10 protein-coding genes are annotated in these 8,415 nt (G+C 36.0%); 2 read left to right on the top strand and 8 right to left on the bottom strand.

Going from position 1 to position 8,415, the window contains the following annotated elements:
• Positions 1–215: 215 nt before the first annotated feature.
• The 8 genes from VIL26_07055 to VIL26_07020 all read right to left on the bottom strand — a co-directional run bounded on the left by VIL26_07055 (position 216) and on the right by VIL26_07020 (position 7,134).
• Positions 216–1,427, bottom strand: a complete 1,212-nt coding sequence (locus VIL26_07055) for an NADP-dependent isocitrate dehydrogenase (GenBank protein ID HEY8390686.1) — start codon at positions 1,425–1,427, stop codon at positions 216–218.
• A 153-nt stretch (positions 1,428–1,580) separates the two neighbouring features.
• Positions 1,581–2,720: a D-alanine--D-alanine ligase family protein gene (locus tag VIL26_07050; protein HEY8390685.1), complete on the bottom strand. Its 1,140-nt coding sequence runs from the start codon at positions 2,718–2,720 to the stop codon at positions 1,581–1,583.
• Between the two features lie 15 nt (positions 2,721–2,735).
• Positions 2,736–4,331, bottom strand: coding sequence for a UDP-N-acetylmuramoyl-tripeptide--D-alanyl-D-alanine ligase (gene murF / locus VIL26_07045; GenBank protein ID HEY8390684.1), 1,596 nt, complete (start codon positions 4,329–4,331; stop codon positions 2,736–2,738).
• Positions 4,324–5,049, bottom strand: a complete 726-nt coding sequence (locus tag VIL26_07040) for an alpha/beta hydrolase (protein HEY8390683.1) — start codon at positions 5,047–5,049, stop codon at positions 4,324–4,326. The genes murF and VIL26_07040 overlap by 8 nt, the downstream gene beginning before the upstream one ends.
• Complete coding sequence (rimI, locus tag VIL26_07035) at positions 5,033–5,476, bottom strand: ribosomal protein S18-alanine N-acetyltransferase (GenBank protein ID HEY8390682.1); 444 nt, start codon at positions 5,474–5,476, stop codon at positions 5,033–5,035. The genes VIL26_07040 and rimI overlap by 17 nt, the downstream gene beginning before the upstream one ends.
• Positions 5,473–6,120, bottom strand: a complete 648-nt coding sequence (gene tsaB / locus VIL26_07030) for a tRNA (adenosine(37)-N6)-threonylcarbamoyltransferase complex dimerization subunit type 1 TsaB (GenBank protein HEY8390681.1) — start codon at positions 6,118–6,120, stop codon at positions 5,473–5,475. Before tsaB ends, rimI begins: the two co-directional genes overlap by 4 nt.
• Positions 6,117–6,530, bottom strand: a complete 414-nt coding sequence (tsaE, locus tag VIL26_07025) for a tRNA (adenosine(37)-N6)-threonylcarbamoyltransferase complex ATPase subunit type 1 TsaE (GenBank protein HEY8390680.1) — start codon at positions 6,528–6,530, stop codon at positions 6,117–6,119. The genes tsaB and tsaE overlap by 4 nt, the downstream gene beginning before the upstream one ends.
• Before the next feature lie 88 nt (positions 6,531–6,618).
• Positions 6,619–7,134 (bottom strand): zinc-ribbon domain and TM2 domain-containing protein, encoded by a 516-nt coding sequence (locus tag VIL26_07020; GenBank protein ID HEY8390679.1) that lies wholly within the window; start codon positions 7,132–7,134, stop codon positions 6,619–6,621.
• Positions 7,135–7,265: 131 nt separating this feature from the next.
• Between VIL26_07020 and VIL26_07015 the strand changes: the two genes are divergently transcribed.
• Both VIL26_07015 and VIL26_07010 read left to right on the top strand, forming a co-directional pair.
• On the top strand, positions 7,266–7,748 hold the full coding sequence (locus VIL26_07015) for an amidase domain-containing protein (GenBank protein HEY8390678.1): 483 nt from the start codon (positions 7,266–7,268) through the stop codon (positions 7,746–7,748).
• Positions 7,749–7,843: 95 nt separating this feature from the next.
• Positions 7,844–8,415, top strand: a 572-nt coding sequence (locus tag VIL26_07010; protein ID HEY8390677.1) for an SDR family NAD(P)-dependent oxidoreductase, incomplete at its 3' end; no start/stop codon positions are given.

Below are 8,415 nucleotides of genomic sequence, written 5' to 3'. Positions count from 1 at the left end.
CATATATACTATGAAATGAAATTTATTTTGATTTTCGTATGTTTACCTAAAAAACTGACTTCAGACAATATCTAGGTTTCTTAGGTTAATCATAAATTAATTTTTCCTTTTCTTGAAAAATTAACACACAAATAATAACATATTTTTAAATAATTTCAAATAATAAATGACCATATTTTCAAAAAAAACGGCATTTTTTATGCCGTTTTTTTGATTTATATACTTTCCAATCTTTTTGCTATTTCAATGAGGAATTCTTTTGAATTTACTTTTTTGGGGGTTATATTATCTTTGTGGAACAGACCAATCAGATCCCCTGTCATAACACCCTGTTCTATTGTAGTGATTACTGCCTTTTCTAAACTTTGAGCAAAATCGCAAAGCTCTGTATTGTTATCCATCTTGCCCCTGCGATATAATGCACCCGTCCAAGCAAATATTGTAGCCACTGAATTGGTTGAGGTTTCTTCACCGTTACGATATTTGTAATAATGTCTTGTAACAGTGCCGTGTGCCGCTTCGTATTCATAATTGCCGTCCGGACTTACCAGCACAGAAGTCATCATAGCTAAACTTCCGTATGCGGTAGCGACCATATCGCTCATAACATCACCATCATAATTTTTTAACGCCCAGATAAGTCCGCCGCTGCTTCTTACCAGTCTGCTTATTGAGTCGTCTATCAGACTGTATTCGTATTTTATGCCCAGTTCGTCAAATTTGGTTTTATATTCATTTTCGTATAGTTCGTTAAATATTTCTTTAAATCTATTGTCATAGGTCTTGGAAATAGTGTCCTTTGCACCAAACCACAAGTCCTGCACAGTATCAACCGCATAATTAAAGCACGACTTAGCAAAGCTGTATATAGACTTGTCCGTATTGTGCATACCGCTGACTACTCCGCCGCCTGAAGCAAAATCAAAAATAGGCAGTTTGATTTGAGTTCCGTCTGCTTTTGTTATCAAAAGTTCTGCTTTTGAACCTTTTTCCATTAAGGATTCGACATTTTTATACATATCGCCATAAGCATGACGGGCTATAGTGATAGGCTTTACCCAAGAAGGAATATACGGCTTGATGCCGTCAACCAAAATAGGGCTTCTAAATACAGTGCCGTCCAAAATAGCTCTTATAGTGCCGTTAGGGCTGAGCCACATCTTTTTGAGAGAATATTCGGTCATGCGCTGATGATTGGGAGTTATGGTTGCACATTTTACGCCCACGCCCAGTCTTTTTATCGCATTTGCCGCGTCAATTGTTACTTGGTCATCTGTTTTGTCTCTGTTTTCTAGCCCCAAATCATAAAATTCAGTTTTTAGTTCAACATAAGGCTCTATTAAAATCTCTTTTATCCAATCCCACAAAATTCGGGTCATTTCATCGCCTTGCATTTCAACAACAGGCACGGTCATTTTGATTTTCATAATTCTCTCCTTTTTATGTTGATTATAACATACTGTATATAAAATCAAAAAACAAATTACCAAAGTAATATTAAAAATAAAAAAGGGACTTTTAGCTTTATACTAACAGTCCCTAAAAAAGGAGGTTATTTTATGAAAAAGATTTTGAAAATTCTAGACCTTTGTACCACCCGCACCATGTAATACATTGGATACATACGCATATTTTAGATAGCGTTTTTGATCTGCTTCATAAAGCGCATGTTCTACCAATCTGTCTATAAGATCAAAAAAGTCTATTCCGCTATAATCCCACAAATAATAACTAAGCGAACCAGGTATTGTATTGATCTCGTTTATATATATAGTTTGATCTGTTTTGTCAATAATATAGTCAATTCTGACTACGCCCTTGCAGTTTAACGCCCTAAAAACTTCCAAAGACTGTCGCTGAATATTTTGGGATTGCTCTTCCGGTATATCTGCCGGCAGCTTTCTTTTTAGGTTATCCATGCCGCCCATTTTTGCGCCTTTTGTAAGATATTTGTCTTCAAAGCTCAAAAAAGCCTGCCAGCTCAACGGTCGTTCGCACACCGAAGCTTTTTGTTCTAGGCTGCTACCCAAAACCGAACAGTTAACCTCAATAAAATCAGTTAATGCCTGTTCTACCACCACTCTGTTGTCAAACTTGAACGCAATATCCATAGCCGACTTTAGGCTTTCTTCATCGCTAGCGCGCGTTATTCCTATACTGCTCCCTAGATTAGAAGGCTTGACAATAAGAGGATACCCTATTTCGTTTATTTTATCCCAAAAAGCTTTGTTCCCAAAAATACTGTAATACTCTTCTTTGTATGTCCATACATAAGGCAAGATTTTAAGTCCCAAGCCTTTGAAAAACATCTTCATTGCTATTTTGTCCATTCCTAAAGAACTGCCCAAAACTCCCGAAGATGTATAAGGAATACCAGACATTTCTAGCATGCCTTGCAACGTACCGTCCTCGCAATTTAACCCATGCACACACAACAAGGCAGCATCTGCTTTGCATAAGACCTTGTTCTTTTTGTAATACACATTTTTGTCTGAAGGCTTGAAATAAATTGTTTCAAGCTGATGATAGTCTATATCCTTGCAGAACTCAAAGCTTTTTAGTTTCGGACCGTACAAAAACAAGCCGTTGATGTCTATGTAAATGGGATAAACATTGTATTTGTTTTCATCGGCAAAATCCATCGCCTGATGCGCTGTAATAATGGATATATCGTGCTCGCAAGATTTTCCGCCAAAAATAATTAATAGATTTTTTTTCATCGCGTCCCCTTTTTTTTAATAATTATCAGGCAAATCATTTTGAAACAGCACAACCTTGCTGCCCGAAATCGTGCCCAAAACTTTCATTGCCTGATTGAGATTGTCACAAATTCTGACATTTTTAATGTTGAAGTTTTGATCCACCAATCCGTCATATATATATAATGAATTAGGTCCTGTGATTATGCACCAATCAGCCGCATTGGCTATAAGCTTTCCAAGTTCAAAGTTAACGCTTTTTTGGTGTTTTCCCATGTCAACCAGACCTGCTGTAATAACCACTTTCTTTTGCAAAAACGAAGCCAAGACCTCCAAAGCTATTTTTGCACCTTCGATGTTTGCGTTAAAAGAATCATCAATAATAGTCATTCCGCCGCCTGCTTCAATCAGTTGCAGCCTGTGCGGAACAGCTTTTAACTCGGTTATTCTTTCGCTTATCAGTTCAATGCTGACACCCAGTTTATATGCAACCGCTGCCGCCAAAGTTATATTGCTGATATTATGTATTCCCAAAAGCGTGGTAACGCAATCAACCGCTTTGCCGTCAATATTAAGCACAAATCTGCTTCCGCGATTAAAGGTTTGTGCATTCGAATAATACGCAAACATTTCATGAGCTTGAGATTGCGCTCCTGTCAAAATCTTTTCTTTAGTAGTGGTTTCAAACAACTTAACGGCATATTCGCTGTCACCATTAAACACCGCTAATCCTTCAGTGTTAGATTCTTGAACAATCTCATACTTAGCTTGAGCAACGTTTTCAATATTTTTAAATGTGGCAAGGTGCTGTTTCCCAACAGCGGTTATTATGCTTATATCAGGACGGGCAATATTACATAGGCGCGTTATATCTCCTTTTTTTCTTGCACCCATCTCGGCTATAAAAATCTGGTCAGAAGATTTGAGATTTTGATTGATGCTTCTACATAGTCCCATAGGCGTATTGAAGCTGTTTGGGCTTGCACAGACCTTGTAAGTGCCTTCTAGTAATTTTTGCAAAATGAACTTAACACTGGTTTTTCCATAACTGCCTGTAATACCTATTATCTTTAACTCGGGCATTTCAACCAGCTTTTTTTTGGCAAGATATATGAACTTTGACTGAAGTAAACTTTCTAATGGATAAACCAATACCGCTATAATTCCGCACAAAAGATAATTAAATATTGGCATTAGACCTATTATCGAATATCCAATTATGGGCACATAATTATAAAAAGCATATACAACGCCTATCCAAATACTCAAGGTAACCAGCAAAAACATTATCATAAACCTGATAATTCTAGGCGTAAATTTCAGCGGAGTTTTGTACTTTTTTTTGTACTGCATTACGGTAAAAATCGCAATCAAAACAACAAATATTCCCAAGCCCAAAAGTCCGTAATGTCCGCCTAGAAGGTCTAGAATATTGCTTACGACTAATGTCGAAGCAAACACTATGCCGCTTATAACCAGCAGCCTTAATATCAAAAACTTTTTTATGTTTTTAAAATATTCTCCGATATGATAAGCGCATAATTGATAATGCTGTATAAGCTGATATGAACAAAAAGTTCCCAAAAGCGCAACAATAAAAGATATGATCAAAACAATAAAAAAGTCAGTCATTAACACATCCTCCCAAAAATCTCTGGATATGCCTTAAAAACAACAGGCTTTTTTCCATATAAGCAAAATGTCCTGTATCTCTAAAAACTATCAATTTGCTGTTTTTGATAAGTCTGTTTATCTTTTTAGCCATATAGATGGGGGTTTCTGTGTCGTTTTGTCCCCAAATAAGCAAAGTGTTTGCCTTTATATGCTTCAATAATTTGGTCTGATCATAATTGACAGCTTTTACAAATACGGCCCTCATAACGCCATCGGCATTTTTATAGTCTTTTGAACCAAATTTGGATAGGTCTTTTTTTAGCAATTTGGCTGTTTTGAATTTCAGGAGATTGATATAATATCTTAATTTGCGCTTTGGTTTTATGCCCGCACTGGCAGTCAAAATCAGCTTATCTACAAGCTCAGGATAACGATAACATAATTCTATGGCAACACGCCCGCCAAAAGAATGCGCGATAATATGAGTTTTAGAAATGTTTTTTGAATCCAAAAAGTCCTTGAGCTTTTGGGCATAATCCGTTACCGTATATGGATAAGGCGGCGACGGACTTTTTCCAAAGCCCGGAAAGTCGATTGCGGTTACGCGGTATTTTTTTTGCAGAAATTCAAAAACGGCTCGAAAGGATTCTGAACTTCCTCCCCAGCCGTGCAGCAATAAAACATCTTCTTCTTTTGAATCTGATTGGATATAAAAAATATCAGGGTTTTGCGTCATTGTCATACCGCCACATTATATATGCATCTTCATTATCCATATAATAATTTTTTCTTACACCCTCAACTACAAATCCAAATGATTTGTAGAGATTGATGGCGGTTGTATTGCTTATCCTGACTTCAAGTGTAATCTTATGTATGTTGTTTTTATTGGCAAAGTCAATCACATATTGAACAAGCTGCTTTCCTATGCCTTTGCCTCTTGAGGCAAAATCCACCGCGATATTGTCTAAGTGCGCTTCATCAAAAATCAAAGTAACTACTGTATAGCCTACAATTCTATTGTCTGACTCATAGACGAATAAACGCGAAATATCGCTGTTAATAACTTCGTAAAAATTCTGCTCGCTCCACGCGTCTGTAAAACATTCTTTTTCCAGCTTAAAAATCGCTGGTATGTCTTTTATAACTGCAGGTCTTATCATACGTTCTTTTGTGCCTGCGGAACTTGGATATACAAAGGCTCAAGTTCATTATATCCTACTGTTGTCCGCTCATCTAAAGAATCCATAATCTTTTTTATTCCGTTTTTGCAGCTTTTTTCAATCTTGTTGATTTTGAAATTGTCCTTTTTTACAGGCAAATCAAAATCACACGCGACAAGCACTTCTTCGTCTATATCATTCAAAAACTTTGAAAACTCATCAATATTTAGAACTTTGGGTTCCAAAATCTCTTTTAATGAGTTTTGATTTTCATAAACGCCGATATAGACATTGGCATTGCCGCTATACATAGCACAGACGATGGTATCGCCGTAAGCACTATATATATTATATGCGTACATTTTCAAAGTGTTGAAAGGTATTATTTTAATATTCTTTAAATATGAAAAGACCTTGACAGTGGTAACGCCTATTCTTATTCCCGTAAATGATCCCGGTCCTTGATTGATTGCGATATAATCAATTTTATCCCAGCTGTTAGCTTCCATTAATCTTTGGATTGCGGGCATCAAAGTTACCGAATGCTGCAAAGGCGATTCGTCAAGATGATATAGTTCTGTCCCCTCATATTCGCCCACAATTTCCAAATTTTTTCTTGCTGTATCTATGCTGATATAATTCATAAAATCTCCACTGTTCTGGTTAGGTCGTCAACAAAGTTTATCTTAATTCGGTGAGTGACATTATTTAAAATATCTTTTACCTTATCCGCCCATTCTATAACCGTAACCGCTGTTTTTCTGCCGATATATTCGTCAAAACCTAGTTCAAGCGCTTCGTCTGAACTTTCCAGCCTGTACATATCGAAATGATACAGTTCTAGTTCTGAACCTTTATATTGCCTAAGAATAACAAACGTAGGGCTCAAAATGGGTGTTTCAACGCCAAGCCCATGCGCAAGACCTTTTGTAAACACTGTTTTGCCAGCGCCAAGCTGACCGTCAAGGGTTATCACTTCTCCGCCTTTTAAGGTTTTGGCGATTTTGACACCAAGATCAAAAGTTTGGACTTCTCCGTATGTTGTGTAAATCATAAATTATATTATATCAAATGATTATTATTTGGGCAATTTGATAATAAAAAAAGAGGGTGTGTCACCCTCTTATTAATGTTTCTTCAAATTAACAATATTTTCTATAAAAGCTTTCTTTGCTCATAGTAGCTAGTGAAATCACGTTAAAGAAGCACACTATCAAAGGTATGATTGTCCAGACGAACAATAAAGACAAAACAAATCCAGCTATTTTCTTAAGATATATTTTGTGAATGCCTATGCCGCATAAAAAGAACAAAGATATCAAAGCCAATATAAGCGCAATATCTTTTGACAAAGAATGTCTTGAAAAATCACTAGGATCGTTTGGTCTAAAATCGCCATAAGTATAATTACGGTTTCTTCCGTCATCTCTATTGTTTGGATTATAATTATTGCCTGTATTGTAATTGGGCGTAGAGTTAAATGAAAATCCGTAATTATAAGTTTTTTCTTTGCCGTCAATAGATATATTTATTCCGCGCGGTTTTTCTTTGGGCTCATCATCAGTTACTTTTAATGCAATTCCACAATGATCGCAAAAGTTCTGACCGTGTTCTAACGGAGCGCCACAATTAGGACATTTTAAAGCTTCGATTGGCATTTTTTATCTCCATTAAGTCTTTTATTCATATATTAATATTGTATTAATGCTTGTATAAATATTATATTTGATCACCCATTTTTTGACAAGTATTAATTCTTAAAAGAAGATTAAGAATGGATTATAAATGTATGAAAAAAGTTTTTTATAATCGTCAAGCTGCTCTAGCTTACGCTGCTAAATGGGCTTTTTCTCGTAACCCAAAATACTATGATTTTTCTAATATCGGCGGAGATTGCACTAACTTTATATCGCAGTGTATTTTTGAAGGTATTAATGTAATGAATTATACCCCGAATACAGGCTGGTATTACATAAATTCTTATAATCGTGCGCCTGCATGGACTTCGGCCGAATTTTTGGGCAAGTTTTTGATATCTAATAACGGAGCAGGACCTATGGGAAGTATTGTGGCAAGGAATGAAATTGAAGTTGGCGATATTATTCAATTAAGCTTTGCTAATAATTTGTTTACGCATTCTCTGTTTGTTGTTTCCACTTACCCAGAAATAACTATTGCTACTCATACTAATGATGCTTATAACCGCCCGATAAGCAGTTATACTTATGAAAATATAAGATATATTCATATTGTAGGCGGTCAAAAGTATTAAAAAAAATTTGTCTTATTTTTATCATCAATCGTTTTATTTGATTTGTATTTTATGATAACATATTATAAAAATAAAATAATTTTTAAGGAGAAAAAATGTCAGTTTTGGTTACAGGCGGTACTGGCTATATAGGCAGCCATACTGCAATAGAATTAATAAATGCGGGTTATGATATTGTTATAATGGATAACTTTTCCAATTCAAAGCCCGAAGCCCTCAAACGTCTGAAAGCAATAACAGGAGTTGACATCAAGTTTTACAAAGAGGACTTGCTTGATTATAAGGGACTTGAAAAAATCTTCAAAAAAGAAAAAATTACCGATGTCGTTCATTTTGCTGGTCTAAAGGCTGTTGGCGAATCGGTAAGTGTTCCTTTGAAATACTACCACAATAACATTACAGGCACCTTAAATCTTTTAGACATAATGCACAAACACGGTGTAAAAAACCTTGTGTTCTCTTCGTCCGCAACGGTTTATGGAGTGCCCAAGACAGTGCCTATTAAGGAAGATGCTCCTTTGTCAACCACTAACCCTTACGGCAGCACCAAATTGTTTATAGAACAGATAATAAGAGACCAGCATGTTGCAGACCCTACATTTAACGCTGCGATCTTGAGATACTTCAATCCTATCGGCGCACATGAAAGCGGACTTATAGGCGAAGA

Source organism: Clostridia bacterium (assembly GCA_036562685.1).
Lineage (GTDB): Bacteria > Bacillota > Clostridia > Christensenellales > DUVY01 > DUVY01.
This window is presented reverse-complemented; position numbering and strand designations above follow the sequence as displayed.

Bases quoted from the DNA above. Each gene is read 5' to 3' on its own strand.
- VIL26_07055 (HEY8390686.1), bottom strand. From the start codon at position 1,427: ATGAAAATCAAAATGACCGTGCCTGTTGTTGAAATGCAAGGCGATGAA.
- VIL26_07050 (HEY8390685.1), bottom strand. From the start codon at position 2,720: ATGAAAAAAAATCTATTAATTATTTTTGGCGGAAAATCTTGCGAGCAC.
- murF (HEY8390684.1), bottom strand. From the start codon at position 4,331: ATGACTGACTTTTTTATTGTTTTGATCATATCTTTTATTGTTGCGCTT.
- VIL26_07040 (HEY8390683.1), bottom strand. From the start codon at position 5,049: ATGACGCAAAACCCTGATATTTTTTATATCCAATCAGATTCAAAAGAA.
- rimI (HEY8390682.1), bottom strand. From the start codon at position 5,476: ATGATAAGACCTGCAGTTATAAAAGACATACCAGCGATTTTTAAGCTG.
- tsaB (HEY8390681.1), bottom strand. From the start codon at position 6,120: ATGAATTATATCAGCATAGATACAGCAAGAAAAAATTTGGAAATTGTG.
- tsaE (HEY8390680.1), bottom strand. From the start codon at position 6,530: ATGATTTACACAACATACGGAGAAGTCCAAACTTTTGATCTTGGTGTC.
- VIL26_07020 (HEY8390679.1), bottom strand. From the start codon at position 7,134: ATGCCAATCGAAGCTTTAAAATGTCCTAATTGTGGCGCTCCGTTAGAA.
- VIL26_07015 (HEY8390678.1), top strand. From the start codon at position 7,266: ATGAAAAAAGTTTTTTATAATCGTCAAGCTGCTCTAGCTTACGCTGCT.